Source organism: Virgibacillus profundi (assembly GCF_002287375.1).
GTDB lineage: Bacteria > Bacillota > Bacilli > Bacillales > Amphibacillaceae > Virgibacillus_K > Virgibacillus_K profundi.
Window position 1 is genome coordinate 197,300 of sequence record NZ_NPOA01000002.1, and the last position, 24,396, is coordinate 221,695.

The 24,396-nt window shown below is 40.8% G+C and carries 21 protein-coding genes and 1 pseudogene; 15 read left to right on the forward strand and 7 right to left on the reverse strand.

Translation table 11 applies throughout. The features are described 5' to 3' along the window. Window positions 1-10: 10 nt before the first annotated feature. From CIL05_RS04020 to CIL05_RS04040, 5 genes are all read left to right on the forward strand, one after another. On the forward strand, window positions 11-991 hold the full coding sequence (locus CIL05_RS04020; protein ID WP_095654222.1) for a thiamine pyrophosphate-dependent dehydrogenase E1 component subunit alpha: 981 nt from the start codon (window positions 11-13) through the stop codon (window positions 989-991). 12 nt (window positions 992-1,003) lie between these two features. Continuing rightward, window positions 1,004-1,987 (forward strand): alpha-ketoacid dehydrogenase subunit beta, encoded by a 984-nt coding sequence (locus CIL05_RS04025; RefSeq protein WP_095654223.1) that lies wholly within the window; start codon window positions 1,004-1,006, stop codon window positions 1,985-1,987. 12 nt (window positions 1,988-1,999) lie between these two features. Beyond that, window positions 2,000-3,331, forward strand: coding sequence for a dihydrolipoamide acetyltransferase family protein (locus CIL05_RS04030; RefSeq protein WP_095654224.1), 1,332 nt, complete (start codon window positions 2,000-2,002; stop codon window positions 3,329-3,331). Window positions 3,332-3,343: 12 nt separating this feature from the next. Beyond that, entirely contained in the window at window positions 3,344-4,720 is a 1,377-nt protein-coding gene (gene lpdA, locus CIL05_RS04035; protein ID WP_206207742.1) for a dihydrolipoyl dehydrogenase, read from the forward strand. Between the two features lie 146 nt (window positions 4,721-4,866). Continuing rightward, entirely contained in the window at window positions 4,867-5,070 is a 204-nt protein-coding gene (locus CIL05_RS04040) for an alpha/beta-type small acid-soluble spore protein (protein ID WP_095654225.1), read from the forward strand. A gap of 113 nt (window positions 5,071-5,183) precedes the next feature. Here CIL05_RS04040 and CIL05_RS04045 read toward each other — a convergent pair. Further along, window positions 5,184-6,408 (reverse strand): annotated as a pseudogene (locus tag CIL05_RS04045) (MFS transporter). A gap of 135 nt (window positions 6,409-6,543) precedes the next feature. Between CIL05_RS04045 and CIL05_RS04050 the strand changes: the two are divergent. After that, on the forward strand, window positions 6,544-6,831 hold the full coding sequence (locus CIL05_RS04050) for a hypothetical protein (RefSeq protein ID WP_095654226.1): 288 nt from the start codon (window positions 6,544-6,546) through the stop codon (window positions 6,829-6,831). Between the two features lie 82 nt (window positions 6,832-6,913). Here the strand turns inward: CIL05_RS04050 and CIL05_RS04055 are convergent, their stop codons facing one another. Next, on the reverse strand, window positions 6,914-8,008 hold the full coding sequence (locus CIL05_RS04055; protein WP_095654227.1) for a branched-chain amino acid aminotransferase: 1,095 nt from the start codon (window positions 8,006-8,008) through the stop codon (window positions 6,914-6,916). Between the two features lie 236 nt (window positions 8,009-8,244). Here CIL05_RS04055 and ilvD point away from each other — a divergent pair, with 236 nt between their 5' ends. From ilvD to ilvA, 9 genes are all read left to right on the forward strand, one after another. After that, a complete protein-coding gene (gene ilvD / locus CIL05_RS04060) occupies window positions 8,245-9,927 on the forward strand; it encodes a dihydroxy-acid dehydratase (RefSeq protein WP_095654228.1) in 1,683 nt (560 codons plus the stop codon). A 903-nt stretch (window positions 9,928-10,830) separates the two neighbouring features. Next, window positions 10,831-12,558 (forward strand): biosynthetic-type acetolactate synthase large subunit, encoded by a 1,728-nt coding sequence (gene ilvB, locus CIL05_RS04065; protein WP_095654229.1) that lies wholly within the window; start codon window positions 10,831-10,833, stop codon window positions 12,556-12,558. Further along, entirely contained in the window at window positions 12,555-13,076 is a 522-nt protein-coding gene (ilvN, locus tag CIL05_RS04070; protein ID WP_095654230.1) for an acetolactate synthase small subunit, read from the forward strand. Before ilvB ends, ilvN begins: the two co-directional genes overlap by 4 nt. A gap of 30 nt (window positions 13,077-13,106) precedes the next feature. Beyond that, the gene (gene ilvC, locus CIL05_RS04075) at window positions 13,107-14,150 is read left to right on the forward strand and encodes a ketol-acid reductoisomerase (RefSeq protein WP_095654231.1); all 1,044 of its coding nucleotides are present in this window, start codon (window positions 13,107-13,109) and stop codon (window positions 14,148-14,150) included. After that, a complete protein-coding gene (locus tag CIL05_RS04080) occupies window positions 14,137-15,684 on the forward strand; it encodes a 2-isopropylmalate synthase (RefSeq protein ID WP_095654232.1) in 1,548 nt (515 codons plus the stop codon). The genes ilvC and CIL05_RS04080 overlap by 14 nt, the downstream gene beginning before the upstream one ends. Window positions 15,685-15,948: 264 nt before the next feature. Beyond that, window positions 15,949-17,055 carry a 3-isopropylmalate dehydrogenase gene (gene leuB, locus CIL05_RS04085; protein ID WP_095654233.1) on the forward strand — a complete coding sequence of 369 codons (1,107 nt, stop codon included), beginning with the start codon at window positions 15,949-15,951 and terminating at the stop codon, window positions 17,053-17,055. 18 nt (window positions 17,056-17,073) lie between these two features. Next, on the forward strand, window positions 17,074-18,480 hold the full coding sequence (leuC, locus tag CIL05_RS04090; RefSeq protein ID WP_095654394.1) for a 3-isopropylmalate dehydratase large subunit: 1,407 nt from the start codon (window positions 17,074-17,076) through the stop codon (window positions 18,478-18,480). Between the two features lie 14 nt (window positions 18,481-18,494). After that, window positions 18,495-19,070 (forward strand): 3-isopropylmalate dehydratase small subunit, encoded by a 576-nt coding sequence (leuD, locus tag CIL05_RS04095; RefSeq protein WP_095654234.1) that lies wholly within the window; start codon window positions 18,495-18,497, stop codon window positions 19,068-19,070. An 80-nt stretch (window positions 19,071-19,150) separates the two neighbouring features. Further along, the gene (gene ilvA, locus CIL05_RS04100; protein WP_095654395.1) at window positions 19,151-20,098 is read left to right on the forward strand and encodes a threonine ammonia-lyase; all 948 of its coding nucleotides are present in this window, start codon (window positions 19,151-19,153) and stop codon (window positions 20,096-20,098) included. 150 nt (window positions 20,099-20,248) lie between these two features. On the opposite strand, the gene CIL05_RS04105 is transcribed toward ilvA, so the two are convergent. From CIL05_RS04105 to CIL05_RS04125, 5 genes are read right to left on the reverse strand one after another with little or no spacing between them, the layout of a single operon-like run. Further along, window positions 20,249-20,554 carry a hypothetical protein gene (locus tag CIL05_RS04105; RefSeq protein WP_095654235.1) on the reverse strand — a complete coding sequence of 102 codons (306 nt, stop codon included), beginning with the start codon at window positions 20,552-20,554 and terminating at the stop codon, window positions 20,249-20,251. A 1-nt stretch (window position 20,555) separates the two neighbouring features. After that, entirely contained in the window at window positions 20,556-22,247 is a 1,692-nt protein-coding gene (locus CIL05_RS04110) for a DUF6044 family protein (protein ID WP_095654236.1), read from the reverse strand. Next, a complete protein-coding gene (rffA, locus tag CIL05_RS04115) occupies window positions 22,210-23,340 on the reverse strand; it encodes a dTDP-4-amino-4,6-dideoxygalactose transaminase (RefSeq protein ID WP_095654237.1) in 1,131 nt (376 codons plus the stop codon). Before rffA ends, CIL05_RS04110 begins: the two co-directional genes overlap by 38 nt. 5 nt (window positions 23,341-23,345) lie before the next feature. Continuing rightward, on the reverse strand, window positions 23,346-23,702 hold the full coding sequence (locus tag CIL05_RS04120; protein ID WP_095654238.1) for an EamA family transporter: 357 nt from the start codon (window positions 23,700-23,702) through the stop codon (window positions 23,346-23,348). A 3-nt stretch (window positions 23,703-23,705) separates the two neighbouring features. Next, entirely contained in the window at window positions 23,706-24,392 is a 687-nt protein-coding gene (locus CIL05_RS04125) for a GNAT family N-acetyltransferase (protein WP_095654396.1), read from the reverse strand. Window positions 24,393-24,396 lie beyond the last annotated feature (4 nt).

Below are 24,396 nucleotides of genomic sequence, written 5' to 3' on the forward strand. Positions count from 1 at the left end.
GAGATAATAAATGGAAAAACTTAATGTTCCTGAACAGATCAGCAACGACAAACTAAAAGATATATACAAACAAATGTGGCTCATTCGCTACTTCGATGAAAAAGTAGATGAGTTTTTCGCAAAAGGAATGATTCATGGTACAACACACTTGGCTGTTGGACAGGAAGCTAGTGCTGCTGGAGCTTGTGCAGTAATTGAACAAAAGGACAAGATTACAAGTACACACCGGGGCCATGGTCACTGTATTGCAAAAGGTGCAACAGTTGATAAAATGATGGCTGAGTTATTTGGGAGAACAACTGGTTATTGTAAAGGAAAAGGTGGTTCCATGCATATCGCTGATGTTGAAATGGGTAACCTTGGTGCAAACGGAATTGTTGCAGGTGGAATTCCTTTAGCGGTGGGATCTGCTTTGACAGCACATATGAAAAAACTAGATTATGTTACACTCTGCTTTTTCGGTGATGGTGCTACAAATGAAGGAAGCTTTCATGAAGCATTAAACTTGGCATCTGTTTGGAATCTTCCGGTTATTTTTATTTGTGAAAATAACCAATATGGTATGTCCGGTTCTGTAAAAGAGATGGTAAAAGTTGAAGATATTGCTACACGTTCAAAATCTTATGGTTTTCCAGGAGTTGTAGTAGATGGTAATGATGTGGTTGAAATGATGAACGTTACAAATGAAGCAGTAGAACGCGCCCGTAAAGGGGAAGGACCTACACTAATTGAGGCTAAAACGTATCGCTGGAAAGGCCATTCAAAGAGTGATGCGAAGAAATATCGTACACGAGAAGAAGAAAAGGAATGGAAAGCAAAGGATGGAATTAAACGTTTCAAGGAAGTTTTATTAGAAGCTAATATTTTAACAGAAGAACAAGAAGAAGTTTTACGTAAGGAAGCAAAGAAGGAAGTTGAGGACTCTGTTGAATTTGCTAAAAACAGTCCAATGCCAGGTAAAGAAGAATTACTAACGGATGTCTACGCATAGGAGGGGATAATCATGAGAGAGATTACTTATTTAGAAGCAGTAAGAGAAGCAATGAGTCAGGAAATGCGCAAAAATGATGATGTATTTATTTTAGGTGAAGATATCGGTGTATATGGTGGGGCTTTTGGTGTAACAAGAGGAATGATTGAAGAGTTCGGCCCTGAACGAGTGCGTAACACACCGATTAGTGAATCAGGTATTGCTGGTGCGGCAGTTGGTTCAGCTTTAACAGGTATGCGCCCCATTTTGGAATTACAGTTCTCAGATTTCATTACGATTGCACTGGATCAAATCGCAAACCAAGCAGCAAAAGTTCGCTACATGTACGGTGGTAAAGGGAAGGTTCCTATGGTGTTGCGTACACCAAGTGGATCTGGTACTGGTGCTGCGGCACAGCATTCCCAAAGCTTGGAGGCATGGGTAGCGCATGTTCCAGGACTTAAAGTGGTTCAGCCATCAACAGCATATGATGTAAAAGGATTGCTTAAAGCAGCGATGGATGATGATAACCCGGTCATTTTCTATGAGCATAAACTTTTATATAAATCAAAATCAGACGTACCTGAAGAACAGTATAGTATTCCACTCGGACAAGCGGATGTAAAACGTGAGGGTACAGATACAACAATCGTTGCAACAGCGATCATGGTTCAGCGCGCATTAGAAGCGGCTGATGAATTAGAAAAAGAAGGTATCAGCGTAGAAGTAATTGATCCAAGGACACTTGTACCATTAGATGAAGAGACGATTATCAAGTCCGTATCTAAAACTGGTCGACTTGTTGTTGTTCATGAAGCTGTAAAACGTGGTGGATATGGAGGAGAAATTGCTAGTATGATAGCAGAAAGTGCCGCATTTGATTATTTAGACGCACCAATTAAGCGCCTAGGTGGAGCTGAATCACCAATTCCATACAATCCTGAACTTGAAAAAGCTCATGTACCACAAGTACCGGATATTGTAAAAGCTGTTAAAGAAACGCTAAACAGAAAGTAAGGGGGGATTCAAATGGCTAAAGAAGTTTTTATGCCGAAGCTGAGCAGTACAATGGAAGTTGGTACCTTGCTTCAATGGTTAAAAGAAGAAGGGGATTCAGTGGAAGTTGGAGAACCCTTATTCGAGATCATGACGGACAAAATTAATATTGAAGTGGAGTCTTATGAAGATGGTGTGCTTTTAAAAAAATATAATCAGGTAGATGATGAGGTACCTGTAAATGCAGTCATTGCATATATTGGTGAAGAAAATGAAGAAGTGCCTGACGAAGCACCTCAAGGGGAAAATCAGGAAGATTCAGGTGGAGACTCTGACAATGACGAAGAAGTTACACAGGTATCAACAAATAAAGAAGAGACAAGTGAAGAATCAGATGGTAAAGTCCGTGCTACACCTGCCGCAAGAAGAGTAGCTAGAGAGAATGACCTGACACTATCTTCTATTAATGGATCGGGGCCAAAAGGTCGTGTTCATGAAAAAGATGTAACAACTTCCTTAGAAACAAAAGATGGAAGACTCATCACACCACTTGCAGAAAAGGTGGCTGCAGACAATGGTTTGAATTTAGATGAGATTCAAGGAACGGGATCAAGAGGGAAAATTACAAAATCAGATGTTCTAGGACATGTTTCATCTGGAACAGCTGAATCTGAAGAACCGGAAAGAATCAAATTAAAAGGATTGAGAAAAGCAGTAGCGGATAAGATGCTGGCAAGTGCACGCTCTATCCCGCATGTTACGTTAACAACAGATGTGGATATGACAAAAGTAATCGAAGTACGTAAGGCATTACTTCCTGTTATTGAAGAGCAAACAGGTTATCGACTTTCCTATACAGAAATTATCATGAAAGCAACAGCACATGTTTTAGGGAATCATCCAACTGTAAATGCTTCCTTGGTTGATAATGAAATTGTCATGAATAAATCTGTTAATCTTGGACTGGCAGTAGCGATTGACAACGGTTTGATCGTTCCATCGGTTCCTGCAGTGCAATCTCAAGGCCTGGCAGAGCTTACGGTAAATAGTAAAACACTCGGTAAAAAAGCAAGAAATGGCAAATTAACACCGGATGAAATGACAGGAAGTACATTTACAATCAGTAACCTGGGGATGTATGCGATAGATGGATTTACACCAATTATTAATCCTCCTGAGACAGCAATTTTAGGTGTTGGAAGAATTACTGAAAAAGCGGTTGTTGTGGATGGTTCGATTGAAGTGAAACCGATGATGGTTCTAAGTCTGTCATTTGATCACCGTGCAATTGACGGAGCCCCTGCTGCAGCATTTTTAACAGAGCTGAAGGAACGATTGGAAAACCCTTATGGCCTGTTGGTATAGGAGGTTATGATAATGGATAAATTTGATCTGGCAATAATTGGCGGAGGTCCTGGCGGATACGTTGCAGCCATTCGAGCAGCAAAAGAGGGATTGTCTGTAGCATTAGTCGAAGGAAGAGATCTTGGCGGGACATGCCTCAACAGGGGATGTATCCCATCAAAAACTCTGTTGAAGCATGCGGGGATCATTAACCAAATTAATGATGCAAAAAAATACGGTATCACTGTGCCTTCCTACTCCATTTCAATGTCGGAAATGGTTGACAGGAAAAACAAGGTAATTAATCAGCTGAAAAACGGGATAAAAGGGTTGCTTAAACAAAATAAAATTACTGTTTATCAGGGCTATGGCTATGTTGCGAATGATAAAACGGTAACGATAAAGACAGATAACGATATCAAAAAGATAAAAGGAGACAACATCATTTTGGCAAATGGCTCTAAACCATTTGTTCCTGAGCTAAAGGGCTTAAATGAGATAAATTATTATACGAGCGATACCATTTTTGATATTAAAAAAGTCCCTTACCACTTGGTAATTGTAGGTGGGGGAGTAATTGGTCTTGAAATAGCTTGTATTTTTAACAGCTTCGGCACAAAAGTGGAAATTGTCGAAATGGCTGATCGTATCCTGCCAAGTGAGGACGCAGAGGCAAGCAAATTCCTGGCTGGTCAGTTGACAAATAACGGTATAACGATTCATACGGAAACGAAAATAACCGGATTTAGACAAGAAACTTTTAATACCGTTGTAGAGGTTCAGCATAAAGGAAAAGATGATAAGCTTTACGCAGATGCTGTTTTAGTTTCTGTTGGAAGATCTCCGAATCTGACCGGCATTGAAGACCTTTCAATTAAAATGAATGGAAAATTTGTGACTGCAGATAAGAATATGCAAACATCTGCGGCAGGAATTTATGCAATCGGTGATTTAGTTGGCGGATATCAATTAGCCCATGTTGCAAGTGATGAAGGTATTAAAGCGGTAAATCACATGGTAGGAAACCCAAATGTAAATTCGGCGATCCCAAGATGTGTTTATACTTTTCCTGAGATTGCAAGCGTTGGTTTGACTGAGGAACAAGCGAAAAACCAGGGCTATGAGGTTCAAACGAAGAAGGTTGATCTCGCAGGAAATGGTAAAGCAATTGCAGCCGGTGAGAATAGTGGCTTCATGAAGCTGATTGCTGACAAGAAATATGGTGAAGTACTTGGAGTCGTAATGGTTGGTTCCCACGTCACTGAGATGGTCAGTCAGGCAACGTCATTCATGGATTTGGAAGGAACAGTCGATGAAATGGATAGCATGATATTCCCACACCCAACTGTTTCAGAGGCCTTATCTGAGGCGGCCAGTGCATGGCTAGGTAAAGGGATTCACGCAAATTAAAAAAATAAGCAGGAAATGAGGCTAAATGAGTGAACTCTCATTTGGTCTTATTTGCATGCGATGAAAAAGGTATAAAAAAGCCCTAGCTTCAAATCATAAGCCTGAACAGGATTATTCTGTTCAACTACCCCGAGGAGTGATCAGAGATGGCTGAAGACAATAACAGAAATGAATTGTTGGTGCCTGGTGCGGATAATGCGGTGGACAAGATGAAGGAAGAGGTTGCAAGTGAATTCAATGTAGAGCTTGGAGCTGACACGACTGCACGTGAGAACGGATCGGTGGGAGGCGAAATGGTCAAACGAATGATCAAAATTGCCGAAGAAAGTATGGAAAGTCGCAACAAATAGTTAGAAAAAACTTGTCTTTTTCGGAAATTCAGGTTATTAGTAACTGAATTAATAAAAAAGGTGAGTAGGTAAAGAAGATGGTGTCCAAATAGAGACTGATTGGGCACCATCTTTTATTTATACCATTGTCGAACTGTTTCATCAGTTGGCAGAAGAAACGTCAAAAATCCTAATAATGGCAGGGTGGAAGTTGCTATCATGGTTGCCATTAAACCAAAAGTATCTATTAGTGATCCAAGCGCAACAGCTCCGATAGCACCCATACCAAATGCGAGTCCCACGATAAGCCCGGACATTGTGCCAATTTTCCCTGGAACGAGTTCCTGAGCATAGACAACAGATACCGAGAAGCTTGACATAAGCAAAAATCCGATCAATGCCAGCAATAAAATGGAACTGATTGGCCCGACATACGGTAGAAGTAATGCCATTGGTGCAGGTGCAAGTAGAGAAAATAGAATGACTTTTCGTTTGCCAAATCGATCTGCTAAAGGTCCACCAAAAAAAGTTCCTACAGCGCCCATCAATAAAAAAGTGAAAATATAAATCTGAGATTTTGCAATCGTTAATCCATAGCTTTCAATCACATAAAACGCATAGAAATTGGAAATAGCTGCAGCATACCAAGAGCGAGCAAACACAAGAAATATAAGGACAATGAGTGCGCTTTTAAGCTTTCGACACATTTTTATTTGGTTTTCTTTCTGTGAGATTTTTTTTACTATTGCTCGCAAATACCTTCATTTGTCCAGCATACCATTTGGCAATATACATCAGGAAAAACACAGCTAACCCAGCTATTAATGTAAACCAGATAGCTCCAAATTGCCCAAGTGGAACAAGAACCAATGCAGTAATAACAGGAGCTAATGCCTGTCCAGAGTTACCACCCACCTGATAAATCGATTGAGCAAGACCTCTCCTCGTACCAGCAGCAAGATATGCTACCCGTGATCCTTCCGGGTGGAAAATTGCCGAACCTAACCCGATAAATAGAACGCTCAATAGAATCGTCCAAAAATTTGGGGCAAGTGCCAATCCAAGCATGCCGATCATACTGCTGGTCAGACCGATTGGCAGAGCATAGGGCATTGGGCGTTTATCTGTATACATACCGACTAACGGCTGCATCACAGAGGCGACCATATTTAGTGTGAAAGTAATCAATCCCAGCTGTGTGAATGTCAGCCCCAATGACTTTTCCAATATAGGAAACATTGCAGGAATGACAGCCTGCAGGGAATCATTTAACAAGTGGCAAATGCCAATTATGAATAAAATAGAATAGATGGTTTGATTATTTTTAACAGTATTTGATTTTGTAGTAGTATTTTCCATAGTGATCCTTCCTAATATCCGCATAGTGTATGGTAGTATCATAGCTTATTCAGTCCATTTATAAAAGAGGATCCGTGTTCGATATGGGAAACTTTAAGAGCGTGAATAGAGCAAGTGGATGCCGTTTACGCTCTCATGTTCAGGTGGAAAAATAGTTATTTATATCATGGCTGGAGAGCAGATATTTCTGCCGTAGAGTGGATTTATCGTCCGGAGAACAGATTTATCATCTGGAGAGAGAGAATATATCAGCAGGAGAACGGATTTATCATCCGGAGAGCAAATATATCATCTGGAGAACAGATTTATCATCCGGAGAGCAAATATATCATCTGGAGAACAGATTTATCATCCGGAGAGCAAATATATCAGCAGGAGAACAGATTAATCGTCCGGAGAGCAAATATATCACCAGGAGAATAAATATATCCTCCAGATGACAAATATCCAACAACAAAAAATCCCCTAAACACGAAGTCCAGGGGATCCACCTATTCAGTTCAATTTATGCATGTTTAACCTTACTCGGCACACTCACCTTTTCAACCCAGTCAAACGGATCTTCCGTTTTGCCGTATTGAATTTCAGTTAATGTATCATATACTTTTTTCGATATTTCACCGGTTTCTCCGTTATTAATAACGAGGTGTTCTTTTCTCCAAGTTAATTGGCCGATTGGTGAAATAACGGCTGCTGTTCCTGCGCCAAATGCTTCTTCCAGCTGTCCGGCTTTGTATGCTTCATGAAGTTCATCTATACTTATTTTACGTTCAACAACTGGGACATTCCAGTGCTTCAACAATTGGATAACTGAATTTCTTGTTACACCTTCCAGAATACTTCCGTTTAATGCAGGGGTAACAACTTCTCCGTTAATTTTGAAAAATACATTCATGCTGCCAACTTCTTCAATATATTTCTTTTCAACGCCATCCAGCCACAATACCTGTGCATAGCCTTCTTTAGCTACGACTTCCTGTGCTTTAAGGCTGGAAGCGTAGTTGCCACCGGTTTTTGCTTCACCGGTTCCACCTACTACGGCACGGACAAATTGGCTTTCAACCGCAATTTTTACTGGATTGATTCCTTCTTTGTAATAGGCACCTACAGGCGATAGGATGACGATAAATTTATAATGACGAGATGGTGCGACTCCCAGATAAGGTTCAGTCGAAATAATAAATGGGCGTATATATAGAGAGGTTCCTTCAGCACCGGGAATCCAGTCTTTTTCCAAAGCGACAAGTTCTTTAATTGCTTTTAATGCAAGTTTTTCATCAATTTCCGGAATGCAGAGACGCTGATTTGAGCGATTTAAACGCTTTAGGTTTCTTTCCGGACGAAATAATTGAGCATCACCATCGGATGTAAGGTAAGCCTTCAGCCCTTCAAAGACGGATTGACCATAATGAAAAATCATTGCGGATGGATCAATTGTCAGCGGTTGATATGGTACAATGCTCGGATTATGCCACCCTAGAGGTTCTGTATATTCCATGACAAACATATGGTCTGTAAATACTCTTCCAAATTCCAATTGGTCTGTTTTTGGCTTTTCTTTCAATGTTTCACTTAACTCCACACGAATTGTCTGTTCCATGGCACTATCTCCTTGTTGTAAAAAGTTTCTATCAATCATAAGGTATTTTCCGAATTAACGCAAGACTTAATTTTTGCATGTATTCTGTCTACAAGCCACTTTGGTTAAAAACATAAAAAAAGTAGTAAGCGCTTAACACCTTGATAAGACAGATTATATTTTTTTAATAAAATAAATACATTGAACTATAAGATAATTAGTCATATAATTATTCGAAAGAAGGGTGGGATTACATAGTGAAAAAAGATTTACGTATAAAAAGTCATGCATTTGATGGAACGATGAGGGCTCCCAATCGGGCAATGCTTCGTGCTGTTGGTTTAACGGATGAAGATTTTACAAAGCCGATGATCGGGATAGCTGATACAGAGAGTGAAGTAACACCATGTAATGTGCATTTAGGGAGTTTAGCCAAAAGAGCGAAGGATGGTGCTAGAGAAGCTGGAAGTGTACCATTTCTATTTCATACGATTACTGTTTCTGACGGTATTTCGATGGGAACACAAGGAATGCGCTATTCCCTGCCGAGCCGTGATATTATAGCGGATTCGATTGAAGCAGTGGTAGGTGCAGAAAACTTTGATGGACTTGTGGCGTTCGGTGGCTGTGATAAAAATATGCCTGGTTGTATGATTGCGATTGCCAATGCTGAAATTCCATCGGTTTTTGTTTATGGTGGCACCATTGCACCAGGAAGTCTCGACGGAAAAGATATTGATCTTGTATCTGTATTTGAAGGTGTAGGAAAACATAATAATGGTGACATTGATGATGCGGAATTAAATAGAATCGAATGTGCCGCATGTCCAGGTGCAGGAGCCTGTGGTGGTATGTATACCGCAAACACGATGGCGTCTGCGATTGAAGCACTTGGTATGAGTTTACCGGGAAGTTCTTCACACCCGGCGGAATCCAATGAAAAAGCAGTCGATAGTGAAGAAGCAGGAAGAGCAGTGTACAAGCTGCTGGAAGAAGGAATTTATCCAAAAGATATCATGACAAAAGAAGCATTTGAGAATGCGATTATTGTTGTCATGGCACTTGGTGGCTCTACAAATGCGATACTTCACCTGCTTGCAATTGCACATGCGATTGAAGTTGATTTAACAATCGATGACTTTGCCCGTATTCAGAAGGAAGTCCCGCATCTTGCCGACCTGAAACCAAGTGGTAAGTTTGTTATGCAGGATCTATTCCGTGTAGGCGGCGTACAGGCTGTAATGAAGACGCTCCATGAAGAAGGGTATTTGCATGGCGATTGTTTAACAGTTACAGGGAAAACACTTGCTGAGAACCTAAAGGATGCACCAGCACTTGCGGATGGACAGGAGGTAATCACGTCCTTTGATAATCCAAAACGGAAAGACGGACCTTTAATTATTTTAAAAGGTAATTTATCTCCGGAAGGCTCTGTTGCAAAAGTATCCGGTGTTAAAGTAGACCGCCATACCGGGCCTGCCCGTGTATATGACACAGAGGAAGAAGCAACTGCAGCTGTGATGAAAAATGAAATCAACGAGGGAGATGTATTGGTCATTCGCCATGTTGGACCTAAAGGTGGACCTGGAATGCCTGAAATGCTTTCAATCTCCAGTATATTAGTAGGAAAAGGACTAGGCGAGAAAGTTGCTTTATTAACCGATGGCAGATTTTCCGGTGGAACACATGGTTTAGTGGTTGGTCATATTGCACCAGAAGCACAGGTGGGTGGCCCAATTGCATTCCTACAAGAAGGCGATATCGTTACGATTGACTCAAAGGAAAAGGAATTATCCTTTGACGTTTCTGAAGAAGAATTAGAGAAACGCAAGAAGAATTGGGTAGCACCACCATTATATAAAAAAGGTGTACTAGGCAAATATGCACATAATGTATCAAGCGCATCAAAAGGTGCAGTTACTGATTATTTGAATAGATAAAATTAAAGTGTGAAAAGACTTCAGTTCGTTTATGACTGGAGTCTTTTTTTTGCTATTGGACTGAGGTTACTCGTCCCATCGAAAAGAATTGCCTCTATGTGCCCAAACTGACTGAAATCAGAGTCAGCCGGTCGCATAGAACGCTGCTCTACGCCCAGACGAACCAAAATTAGGAGCAACTGGTCGCATAGAAAAGCCCCTCTACGCCCAAACAAACCAAAATCAGAAGCAACCGGTCGCATACAGCATTTTTTTATGAAGATCCAATATATTACCGGTCTACATACAGAAAATAAACTATATTTTAATTTGTAATCAAAATGTAATATTCGCATTATTATTTTACCTTTTCTTGAAGTGGCGTCATTGTAAGCGCAATCAATTTATTTAATAAATCAAAAGTATCAAAATACTTTAAAAATGTTTTAATAAACCTGTTGACCTTTCCATAGAATCGTTATATGATTATCTGCAATATATCAGTTAAATAAATGACGAAAACAATCCAATTTAAATTATCTAAATGTTACTATTAAAGAAAAATTTGAATAGAACGAACGCGATGACGGGAAAAAAGGAATATGTTAGTTGTATTTACAGAGATCTAGGGTTGCTGGAAGCCTAGAAGTACATATTATTCCGACATCATCCCTGAGTGCTAAGTTGAACAGATCACTCTAATTAGACTTGGGCCAGGTGCATTCACACATGTACCTGTTATCAAAGAGGCTGACGATCAGCCTCCGAAGGCAGTATTCGCAAGAGTGCGTGCAAACCTGGGTGGTACCGTGAAAAGAAGATGACGCTTTTCTCCCCAATAATTCTGAATTTATGCAGATTTATGGGGAGAGAAGGGTCATTTTTTTAATACTTAATTCTTAATACTTAAGGGAGGTAAGGTCAATGAAAGTTAAAGAAAAACAAGCGGCATTTGCAACAGATGAAAAGGTTAATGGTGCAGATTTGTTTATTAAAGCTTTAGTGGAAGAAAATGTTGATACTGTATTTGGATATCCGGGTGGTGCTGTCTTACCTATTTATGATGCATTATTCCGGCATGAGTTTCCTTTTGAGCATATCCTCTTCCGCCATGAGCAAGGGATGATCCATGCTGCAGAAGGATATGCAAGGGTCACAGGCAAACCTGGTGTGGTTATCGCAACTTCGGGACCTGGTGCAACCAATCTGATTACTGGTATTACTGATGCAATGATGGATTCACTGCCGCTTGTTGTTTTTACTGGTCAGGTTTCAAAAAGTGTTATTGGAACAGATGCTTTCCAGGAAGCAGATGTGATGGGGATTACAACACCAATAACAAAATACAATTATCAGGTGCAGAATATAGCTGATTTACCGGCAACTGTAAGCAAGGCATTTCATATTGCTACAACAGGCAGGCCAGGGCCAGTACTCATTGATATTCCTAAAAATATATCCCAGGAGATGACGGCGGGAGACTTTGATAACAAATTTACAGTACCAGGCTACCAACCGACAATGAATCCGAACCCATTGCAAATCCGAAAATTAGCAACTGCATTGCGGAATGCGAAGCGACCGGTTCTACTGGCCGGTGCAGGGGTGACCATTGCAGATGGTGCCCACGAATTGAAGGAATTTGCAGAAAAATACAATATCCCTGTAGTAAACACATTGCTTGGACTCGGAAGTTTTCCGGGCAGCAACCCATTGTCACTCGGAATGGGTGGAATGCATGGAACATATGCAGCAAATATGGCAATGTATGAAGCGGATTTACTAATAAATATTGGTGCCAGATTTGATGATCGACTAACAGGAAACACCGAACATTTTGCTCCAAATGCAAAAGTTGCCCATATTGATATAGATCCTGCTGAAATAGGCAAAATCATTTCAACAGACATCCCGGTCGTAGCAGATGCTAAAAAGGCACTAAATGCTTTGTTGAGTGACGAGAATGAACAATCGAATCATAATGCATGGCTTGAAAAGCTGGGAGCAAATAAAAAGGATTACCCACTATGGTATAAGCACTCTGAAGATAAAATTTCACCACAATGGCTAATCAAACAAATCCATCATGCTTCAAATGGTGAAGCTATTGTAGCGACAGATGTCGGGCAGCATCAAATGTGGGCAGCGCAATTTTATCAATTTGATAAACCCCATAATTGGATTACTTCCGGTGGACTTGGAACGATGGGATTCGGCCTTCCAGCCGCAGTCGGTGCTCAAATCGGCAGACCGGATGACACAGTTGTTGCAATCCTTGGGGATGGCGGTGTACAAATGACGATCCAGGAACTTGCGGTTTTGGCTGATAAAAACCTGCCGGTGAAAGTATTCATCGTAAACAATGAAGCATTGGGTATGGTGAGACAATGGCAGGAGAAGTTCCATGGTGAAAGATATTCGGAATCTCTTTTAACGAAAAACCCTGATTTTGTAAAACTGGCAGAAGGCTTTGGTGTACGCGGGTTAAAGGTGGAAAGAGAAGAAGATGTCCCTGAATTGCTTGAAGATATTTTTTCCTATGATGGACCGGTCGTTGTTGATTGCCGGATTGACTGGAAGGAAAAAGTATTTCCGATGATAGCTCCTGGCAAAGGGATTCACGAAATGATCGGAGTGGAGGTGGAGAAATGAGAAGAATTATAACAGCTGTTGTTCAGAATCAAAGTGGTGTGCTTAATCGAATTACCGGAATGCTAAATAAGCGCCAATTCAATATTGAAAGTATTTCCGTTGGTACATCCGAAACAGAGGGAATTTCAAAAATGACCTTTGTTGTCGATGTTAGTGACCAGCAAAAGCTGGAGCAATTAACAAAACAATTGAATAAGCAGATTGAAGTTTTAAAAGTATCTGATATAACGGATAAAGCAATTGTTGCAAGGGAATTAGCATTGATCAAAGTAGGCAGCAATGCTCAATTACGTGCTGAAATTCAAGGAATTATCACACCATTCAGAGCATCCATCATCGATGTAAGCAAAGAAAGCCTTGCTATCCAGGTAACCGGTAAACCGGACAAAATAGATGCTTTAATCTCATTGCTCAAACCATATGGAATTAAAGAATTGACCAGAACAGGTGTAACAGCGTTTTTAAGAGGACAGCAACCGGAACAACAAGTTACAGAAATTCATTCATTTTCAATATAAAAAACATAAAACATGGAGAGGAAGATTAAAATGGCAAAAGTACTTTATGAAAAAGATATCCAAAAAGAGGTTCTACAAGAAAAGAAAATAGCGGTAGTAGGTTATGGATCACAGGGGCATGCTCATGCACAAAATCTTCGTGATAGTGGCTATGATGTTGTGATTGGACTTAGACCAGGGAAATCTCAAGAAAAAGCAGAACAGGATGGCTTCGAAGTATTTTCTGTAGCTGAAGCTGTAAGTGTAGCAGATGTTGTTATGGTGCTTTTACCGGATGAACAGCAGCAGAAAGTATATTACGAAAGCATTCAGGCTAATCTGAAATCCGGTAGCGCAATCGCGTTTGCACATGGCTTTAATATTCACTTTTCACAAGTAGTACCACCACTTGATGTAGATGTATTCCTGGTAGCACCAAAAGGACCTGGACATTTAGTACGCCGGACATATGAAGAGGGTGCTGGAGTTCCTGCACTTTATGGCGTATTTCAGGATGTTACAGGAAATGCGAAGGAATTAGCACTTGCCTATTCTCAGGGAATTGGCGCAGCAAGAGCGGGTGTACTTGAAACAAGTTTCCAGGAAGAAACGGAAACCGATTTGTTTGGCGAGCAGGCAGTACTATGTGGTGGAGTTACCAGCCTAATCAAAGCAGGCTTTGAAACACTAACAGAAGCCGGTTACCAGCCGGAAGTTGCTTACTTTGAGTGTATGCATGAAATGAAATTAATTGTAGATCTACTGTACGAAGGTGGACTTGAAAACATGCGCTATTCCATTTCCGATACAGCACAATGGGGTGACTTTGTTTCCGGACCTCGCGTCGTTAATGATGAAACAAAAGCTAGAATGAAAGATGTTCTTACAGACATTCAAAAAGGGGAATTTGCGAAAGGCTGGATCCTTGAAAACCAAGCTGGCCGTCCACAATTTAACGCAATCAATGCACAGGAAAATAAACACCAAATCGAAACTGTTGGAAGGGAGTTACGTGATTTAATGCCTTTTGTAAAAAACCCATTGCATGGAAAACAAAACAAGCAAAAGGATGTGAAGGAACATGTCAAAAATTAAGATTTTCGATACAACATTGAGAGATGGCGAACAATCACCAGGCGTTAATCTTAACCAACTGGAAAAACTGGAGATTGCCAAACAGCTGGAGCGTTTTGGAGTAGATAGAATGGAGGCAGGTTTTCCTGCTTCCTCCAAAGGAGATTTTAATGCAGTAAAAGCGATCGCTGATACGATAAAAGGTACATCTGTCATCGGTTTGGCAAGAACAGTGAAATCGGATGTTGATATTGCCTGGGAAGCATTAAAAGGTGCCGAAAGCCCGAGCTTACATCTATTTTTGGCAACTTCACCCATTCATATGACATATAAGCTGAAAAAAACACCTGAAGAAGTTATTGATACAGCAGTTGAAATGGTCAGCTATGCAAAACAAAAATTTCCGACAGTTGAATGGTCTGCAGAAGATGCAACAAGATCTGATTGGAATTTTCTGGCCCAAATTATTGAGCGTGTTATAGATGCCGGTGCAACTGTGATCAATTTACCTGATACGGTTGGCTATACAACACCGGAGGAATATGGGAAACTGTTTCGTTTTATCAGTGAGACTGTACCAAACATTGATCGTGTCAATCTTTCTTGCCATTGCCATAATGATTTAGGAATGGCTGTTGCTAATTCAATTGCTGCAGTGGAAAATGGTGCAACACAGGTGGAAGGAACGATTAATGGAATTGGTGAACGTGCTGGAAATGCAGCATTGGAAGAAATAGCTGTAGCACTGAAAATACGTTCTGACTTTTACCCATATGAAACGAATCTTAAATTAAATGAAATTAAACGAACCAGTGATCTTGTGGCAAAATTAACCGGGATGCACGTACAGGCAAACAAAGCGATTACCGGTCGCAACGCATTTGCACATGAAGCAGGAATTCATCAGGATGGGGTACTGAAAAATGCTTCCACCTATGAAATTATTACACCAGAAATGGTTGGTGTAAATTCAAATACGTTATTCCTTGGAAAGCATTCAGGGAGACACGCATTTAAAGATAAAGTTAATGAGCTGGGAATTGAACTCTCAGAGGATAAACTGAAGGAAGCATTTAACCTGTTCAAACAGCTGACAGACCATAAAAAAGAAGTGACAGATGATGATCTATTCACAATTTTAATGGAAATTCAAACAGATACATCAGCTGTTGAGAAATACAAATTGGAAATGTTCCAGGTGCAATATGGATCTGCAAATATACCAACGGCAACTGTTTCACTGAAAACACCTGCCGGAAAACCGGTACAGACAGCTTGCACCGGCCAGGGTAGTGTTGAAGCACTTTATAAAACATTGGACTCCTTAATTGAAGAGGATCTTAAATTAATAGATTACCAGATTAATTCAGTTGGCGGTGGAAAAGATGCACTGGCAGAATCACGTGTACAGCTTGTTGTTAATGGCGAAACGGTCAATGGAAGAGGTTCCGCACAGGATGTTATTGAAGCATCAGCAAATGCATTTTTAAATGCAGTCAATCGCTATCTTGTACAGAAGAACTCTTCGGCTTTGAAGCAAGTAGTTAAATCGTAACGGCTGGTTGCCTGGGAGAAGCTGCTGGAAGTTGAGAGACAGCGGCTGAAACTTGAGAGAGATTTACTGAAAGTTGAGAGAACAGCATTAAAAGTTGAGAGAAACCGTTGATAAATGGGATAATCTCTCAACTCCATAACAATATCTCTCAACTACGAAGGACTGTCTCTCAACTTCAAAACATCATCTCTCAACTACAAAGAGCCATCTCTCAACTTCAACCGGCTCGAACCAATATTACAAACTAAATGAGGAGGGGAGATTATGAATAAGCAAATTATTCTACTTCCAGGTGATGGTGTTGGAAAAGAAATTATGGAATCTGCGAAGCTTGTTTTAAATGTTATTGCAAGTGAATATGGTCATAACTTTACGTTTCATCAGCATGCGATCGGTGGCGATGCTATTGATCACTATGGTACACCTTTACCGGAAGATACCATTAATGCATGCCAGCATGCCGATGCAGTATTACTCGGTGCTGTAGGAGGGGGAAAGTGGGACTCCCTTCCAGGACATATGCGACCTGAAAAAGGACTCTTAGGAATCCGGAAAAAATTAGGGCTGTTTGCTAACTTACGTCCGGTAAAAGGATTTGCTCCTTTATTGCATGCTTCCCCGCTTAAAGAGGAGATTGTTAAAAACAGTGATATTTTAATTATTCGTGAATTGACTGGCGGGCTTTATTTTGGTCAGCCAAGCGAGCGACGTGAAAACGGAAATGCGGTAGTAGATACACTTTATTACCACCGAAGCGAGATGGAACGGATCATTGATAAAGCTTTTCAGAGTGCGAGACTAAGAAACAAACAGCTGACATCTGTTGATAAGGCCAATGTTTTGGAATCCAGCCGCATGTGGCGTGAAATTGTTAATGAAAAAAGCAAGGATTATCCTGATGTAACGGTAGAGCATCTGCTTGTAGATGCTGCAGCCATGAAACTGATCACTCGTCCAAATCATTTTGATGTCATTGTTACGGAAAACTTATTTGGTGATATTTTAAGTGATGAAGCATCCGTCCTGACAGGGTCATTAGGTATGTTGCCATCAGCAAGTGTGAGATCAGATGGTGTTGGTCTGTATGAACCTGTTCATGGTTCAGCTCCTGATATCGCAGGCAAAGGGATTGCAAACCCGCTTGGAATGATCCTTTCCGCAGCTATGATGCTTAAGTATTCATTTGGTATGGAAGAGGAAGCAGAAGAAATTGAAGAAGCTGTACAGGAAAGTCTTGAACAAGGCTACCATACCCCAGACCTGCAAATTAAGGGCGGGAAACAGGTAGGGACAAAGGAACTAACAGAAATAGTCGTGGATAATTTAACGACAAAGAGTGTTTCTAACAGTATTTGCAATATGTATGCATAAAGGTGGAGGTGCATGGACTTGAATAAACCTAAAACGATTGTTGATAAAATTTGGAAAAAACATCTGGTACATCAGGAAGAAGGAAAGCCGGATTTGCTTTATATCGATCTTCATTTAGTTCATGAAGTAACCTCTCCACAGGCTTTTGAGGGGTTACGTCTGAACGATCGGAAGGTACGTCGCCCGGATTTAACCTATGCGACAATGGATCACAATGTCCCAACAAAAAATCGGGATGTTATTAAAGATCAAATTGCCCAAACGCAAATGGAAACGCTGAGGAAAAATTGCGAGGAAAACGGGATAAAATTAGCGGATATGCATCATCCTGATCAGGGAATTGTGCATGTTATTGGGCCACAGCTTGGACTAACCCAGCCGGGAAAAACAATCGTTTGCGGGGATAGCCATACATCTACACATGGGGCGTTTGGTGCACTCGCATTTGGGATTGGCACAAGTGAAGTGGAGCATGTATTGGCAACACAATCGATCTGGCAGGAACGGCCTAAAACGATGAATGTACAGGTGGAAGGTGACCTGGGACCAGGGGTGACGGCAAAGGATTTAATCCTTGCGATCATTGCTAAATTCGGTGTTCGTTTTGGAACTGGCTATGTACTTGAATATACCGGTGCTGCTGTCAGAAAACTTTCCATGGAAGGTCGTATGACAGTCTGTAACATGTCGATCGAGGCAGGTGCAAGAGCCGGATTAATCAGTCCTGATGAGACAACGGTTGATTTTTTAAGGGGAAAAGAATATGTACCTGATGGAAAAGCATTTGATGAAGTTGCTGAAGAGTGGTTGGAGCTGGCTACTGATGATGGAGCCCTTTACGATGAAACAGTAACAATTAACGCAGCAGAAATTGAACCACAGGTATCATGGGGAACAAATCCTGGTATGTGTGTGCCTGTAAGTGGTGCCACGCCAAATTTAAATAATGTGGAACATAGGGAAGATGTAGAACGTGCACTGGACTATATGGGACTTAAAGAAAATCAGCCAATTACTTCAATTGAGATTGATCATGTATTTATCGGTTCCTGCACGAACTCCAGGTTAAGCGATTTACAAAAAGCAGCTTCCATCGTAAAAGGAAAACAAGTGAAAACAGGTGTCAGAGCAATTGTTGTACCTGGATCATTTAGTATTAAATTGCAGGCTGAAAAAGAAGGCCTGGATACAGTTTTCAAACAGGCTGGCTTTGAATGGCGTGAAGCAGGTTGCAGTATGTGTCTGGCAATGAATGATGATATTGTGCCACCTGGTGGCAGATGTGCATCAACATCCAACCGGAATTTCGAAGGAAGACAGGGAAATGGTTCCCGTACCCATTTAGTGAGTCCGGAAATGGCGGCAGCTGCAGCAATAGAAGGACATTTTGTAGATGTTCGTAACTATTCGGAACTGGTGAGTTAGGAGGAGCGGCACATATGGAAGCAATTCAGGAGCATAAAGGATTGGTTTTTCCGTTAAATAGAACAAATATTGATACAGACCAAATTATACCGAAGCAGTTTTTAAAACGAATCGAAAGAACAGGGTTTGGCCAATTTTTATTTTATCATTGGCGATTTGATGACGATGGTCAAAAGCGTACTGATTTTGAATTGAATCAATCTAAATACAATGGTGCCTCTGTCCTGTTGGCCGGTGAAAATTTTGGCTGTGGTTCTTCCAGAGAACACGCACCTTGGGCATTGTTGGATTATGGGTTTCAAGTAGTGATCGCACCAAGCTTTGCGGATATTTTTTATAATAATGCATTAAAAAATGGAATCATCCCGATTATAATGGATGAAACACAACTAAATCAGTGGATGAAGCAAGCGGAGAATTCCGAGTTTATTTTGGATATTGATTTGGAAAAACAACGGATCATTGCTGAAAGTGGAACAGAAGTATCATTCGATATTCCAGCATATCACAAGGAAAAATTGTTAAATGGCTGGGATGAAATTGCGCTGACATTACAGCATGAGGATAAAATAACTGCATATGAAAAATAATTTAAAATTTGGCATGTAAAAACAAGGAGAGTGGATCCATTGGGGATTGTGGCTTAACAGGTGAAAAAGTTCATACAGCGATGAAACGATTATCTTCCATCGTTCATCAGACACCATTACTTACATCAGAAACAACCAATAAATTAGTCGGTAAAAATGTTTATTTTAAAATGGAAAACCAACAAAAAACAGGTGCATTTAAGTTTAGAGGCGCAAGTTTTAAATTGATGCAACTATCTGAGGAAGAACTGAGCAGAGGTGTCATTACAGCATCTGCTGGGAACCATGCACAAGGGGTTGCCCACGCCGCAGCTAAACTGGGCGCACGTGCAACGATATTTATGGCAGAAAAAACCCCGTTGGCAAAAGTAAATGCAACCAGAAATTATGGAGCAGAGGTTGTTTTGACAGGGGAGTCTTTCCAGGAAGCGTATGAAGCCTCATTGAAAAGACAGCTGCAAACAGGCGCTGTTTATATTCATCCATTTGATGACTTTGACATTATGGCAGGCCAGGGCTCGATGGCGATGGAAATGCTCAGACAGGAAGATCGAATGGATACGATACTTGTACCAATCGGTGGTGGCGGTCTGATTAGTGGAATTGCTGTTGCCGCGAAACATGTAAACCGCAACATAAAGGTAATTGGAGTACAGGCGGAAGGTGCTTCTGCGATGTATGATAGCTACCATTCCAGCAGAGTGAAGAATACGAAAACTGTAGCTACTATTGCGGAGGGGATAGCAGTTAAGCAACCGGGAAAGAAAACCTTACCGATTATCCGTGAATATGTAGATAATATTGTAACCGTTACGGATGAAGAAATTGCATCTGCCATCGTTTATATGCTTGAGCGTAATAAAACATTAATCGAGGGTGCAGGCGCCGCCGCAATTGCAGCATTATTTACCCATAGTAATCAAATTAAATCAAGGCATTGTGGAGTCGTTGTCAGCGGAGGAAATATGGATATAGGAATGATGTCCAAAATCCAGAGAATGGCCGAGAGGCTGCATCATCCGGCGTAAGTCTATTGCCAGTTACTTACTTCTGAAGATAATAGAGGAAAGTAACTGGCTTTCATTTTTGTATGGGAATTTTTCTAAGAAGAATTAATTATTGTTTGAGCGTGATTGCAACTGGATGGATCAGGAATTAGACCGGAAACGTAGCTGAAATCAAGTGATCTTGGTGCGGATACTGAATATATCCTGAATAAGTTGTGATTCCTGCCGATAAATCTGTTCTCCGGCAGATAAATTCTCTCTCTTGCCGATAAATCTGTTCTCCGGCCGATATATTCTCTCTCCTGCCGATAAATCAGCTCTCCGGCCGATATATTCTCTCTCCTGCCGATAAATCAGCTCTCCGGCCGATATATTCTCTCTCCGGCCGATAAATCCATTCTCCGGCCGATAAAATACCTCTCCTACCGATAAAACTGTTCTCCGGCCGATATAATTCCCCCCAGACGATAAATCCACGCTACTCCACCCGATAAACCCATATCTCCCAAGGCAGTCCTTCTTTCTCAAAACTCTCCTCAAAATCCAGCCCATTGTCATCATAATTTTCAATAGGCAATGCGGAAAATATGTAGTCTCCGCCTAGATCCTGTAATGCTTCTGTATTAATATCCAGCGCTTCAATCACTTCATCGCTGTTTTTCGTAAATAGGTAATTTTTCCCAAGCTGCCCAACATACATATATAACCGGCCGCCCCATGTGTCAAAGTAGCTTTTTAGTTCAGGATTTTTTTCCAGCTCTGGTGCGATAATTTCCCTAAACTGGTGCTTATATTCCAATGGAAAGCTGTTGTTATACGTGTCCAGTGTATAAAATCCATTATATTGTGCGATCGTTGGATGTATACCGATGCTGACAACACGGTAGTCGGATTGCTCCATACCGATATAGTCTTCTATTTCTGAGAAAAGCTCTTCTGAGTAAAATTCTTTGAATGTCGGTGTGCCGATCTCGCTATATTTACTTTCCTCATTCAATACAAAGAGCATCCCGTATTGCAACAGAATCAAACAAGCAACCAGCACTTTTCCGAACCGGAGATGCTTCCATAAAACAGCTAATGCCAAGGCAAAACAAATGTACCAAATTGCCGGGTCGAAGAAGTGTATGCGACTGAAATTAAAGGTGTTGGCAATCATGAAATTATCTTTGACGACACGCCAGCCTTCCCAATACCAGAATGCATACCATAAAGAAAGCAGCACATTAAAAATAAATAAACTAAGCAGCAGCTTCGGCCTTATATTCCGATATGCAGCAACTAAGAATGCCATCCCAATAACAGGAATAATAATCATAGAGTGAACCGCCAAATCATGTGTATGCCCATTAAAAAAATTATGTATAAATAATTCAATTGTTCCAGGCAGGTCTTTATGTCCAAGGCTGTTTTCACTGCGGTGTGAAGTGAATCCTTCATCGAAAAACATCGAGAAAATGAGCAGATAATTTTTAATCAGATAAATAACTGTCATCGAAGCAATTGCTATAAAAAATGGCCAGTTCACACGCTTTAGGCGGATCCAATCAACGAGCCAGAAAATACCCATTACACCAAGGAAGAAAACCATTGTTAAAATGAAATTTGAAAGAAATGGGAAAACAAATAACAGCACCCAATACCGCTTCGGTGTTTTCCGCCCATCTTTTCGGATCGTCAAAAAGATATACAACGCAAGCGGCAAACCTGCAATCGACAGCATACCGGAAGGCCAGAATGGAAGCATGGCAAATCCGAGCGCAACCCCAACAGAGACCCAATCAGGCACCCTTACACGAATAATAAACCTCTTCAACAATAAATACATACCGAAAAAAGCGGTAAATCGCATGACTGTTTGACCAATTGTATAGGCAGTCATCGGCTCAAATAATAAATACAGCCAAACCATGGCGTCGAGCCCTGAAGCAAGTGCGCTTCTTGGCAGTCCATTAATGACATTAGGAAGGGCCGCATCTGTCAGGCTGAAAATCTGTCCACTTTCCACGAGTAATTTATACCAGACAATATTGGAATCCAGATTATCATGGACACGAATATGTGTGTCCTCACCCAAAATATAATAGGGAAGCAGGTAACCGATAAGAATCAGGCACCCGATCAGGATAAATTTACTTTTCATAAAATTTGTGTACAGTGTTAACCACATGTGTGACAGCCTCTTCCCCTATTTCATAATAAATTGGCAGGCGAAGGATTTTCTCACTCCCGCTTGTCGTATAGTTATCCTGCCCGATAAATTTTCCAAACTTTTTCCCTGCATAAGCGGAGTGTAATGGTACATAATGTGTGACAGCAGTGATATGATTTTCTTCAAGGAAATCGATCAAATCAGTTCGCTCTGCTTCGTCCTTTGTTTTTATATAAAACATATGCCCATTATGCTCGCAAGCCTCCGGAACAAGAGGACCTGATATTTTCCCATCATCTATTAATGGCTGCAACCCTTCTTTGTATCGCTCCCAAGAACGGATGCGATCTTCATTTATTTGTTCCGCATGATCTAGCTGAACGGACAGAAAAGCAGCATTTATATCACTTAATAAAAAGGAGGATCCAATATCACGCCATGTGTATTTGTCGACCCTACCTCTAATAAACTGTGATCGATTTGTCCCTTTTTCCTGTAAAATTTCCGCACGTTCAATCGTGGAAGCATCATTTATAAGGAGGGCACCACCTTCCCCACAATTATAATTTTTCGTCTCATGAAAGCTGATGGTTCCAAAATGGCCGATTGTGCCAAGTGGCTGGTCATTATAGGAACTCATCAAGCCCTGGGCAGCATCTTCAATAACCCATAGTCCATAGCGCTCCGCAATTTTCATAATTTCATTCATATCACAACCTATTCCGGCATAATGAACAACGACAATTGCACGTGTTTGCTCTGTAATCGCTGCTTTTATTTTCCGGGGATCAATGTTCATTGTGAGTGGATCCACATCGATAAAACGAATGGAAGCCCCGCGAAGTGCAAATGCATTGGCGGTTGAAACAAAGGTATAAGACGGCATAATCACCTCATCCCCTTCACCAACCTCTGTTAACAATGCAGTCATTTCAAGCGCAGCAGTACATGAAGGAGTAAGAATTGCTTTTTCACAACCTAAGCGCCCTTCAAGCCAGTTCGTACATTTTTTACTGAATGGGCCATTGCCGGTAATTTTCTCATTGGCAAGTGCCTGCTGGATTGCGATTGTTTCCTTTCCTATGACACACGGTTTATTAAATGGAATCATCCTCATCACCTCATCACAATAATGCCTAACACAATTAATGCAAAGCCGATTACTTTTTGCATCGAAACGGGTTCCCCGAATAAAAATGCCGAAAGTATAAAGACAAGTACAAATGATAGACTCATAAATGGGTAGGCATAGCTAATATCGAATTTCGTCATGGCAGCCATCCAGGATAGTGCTGCCAGAAAAGCAGCGAAAAATCCGGATAATATCCATGGGTTAAGTAACAGCTGCAAAAGAAATATAAATTTATCCAGCCAAGCATCAGGCAAACTTCCATACTGATCAATTTTCCATTTTAGAATCAATTGACCGTACACGGTAAAACATACTGTTCCAAAAATATAAAAATAGCCCATATATTACACTCCAACCGGGAGGGACCCATTTAATTTATGGTAAACATCGATCGTACTCCTCAAACGAAATCCGAGTGAGATAAATAAATTCAGTGATGCAATATTTGATGGAGAAATCGATGTTTTCAATGTGTCGTATCCCAAATCGAATTGTTCCTGTACACAATGACTGGTGAATGCTTTTGCCAGGCCTTTGCTGCGGAATTCCTTTTTCATGCCAAGCAGTAGAATTTTGTCATCCTCATATGCGAAAAAACCAGCAAGCTCACCTTCGTAATGAAGCGCAACAATTAAATCCATTTCAATCAGGTCATTGACCCAGTTCATATAGCGTCTGTCAGCCATAAAAGCGGGGATGTTAAAATCACGGTGAAAACGGCCGCTCGTGAATGCTTCTTCAGCAATTTCGATAATTTCAGTTGCATTAAAATCCCGCTCAAGACTTATTCCAGCCTGCTCATAGACCTGTAGGTTTTCCCTTTTGCAGACAGGCTCCGTTAATGTATCGACATAATAAAATCCGTATTTTTTAAGTAATTCTGTATTAGCCAAGGGATCTATTTTCAGTGTGAAATGTCCTTCCACCTCATTCGTTTGCTTTAATGCTTCTTCAGTTGCTGTGGTGAGTTCGTACGTTTCTACATGAAAATTACGTTTATCCCATGGGGTTGGCTGTAAATAGTTTTCCATGAAA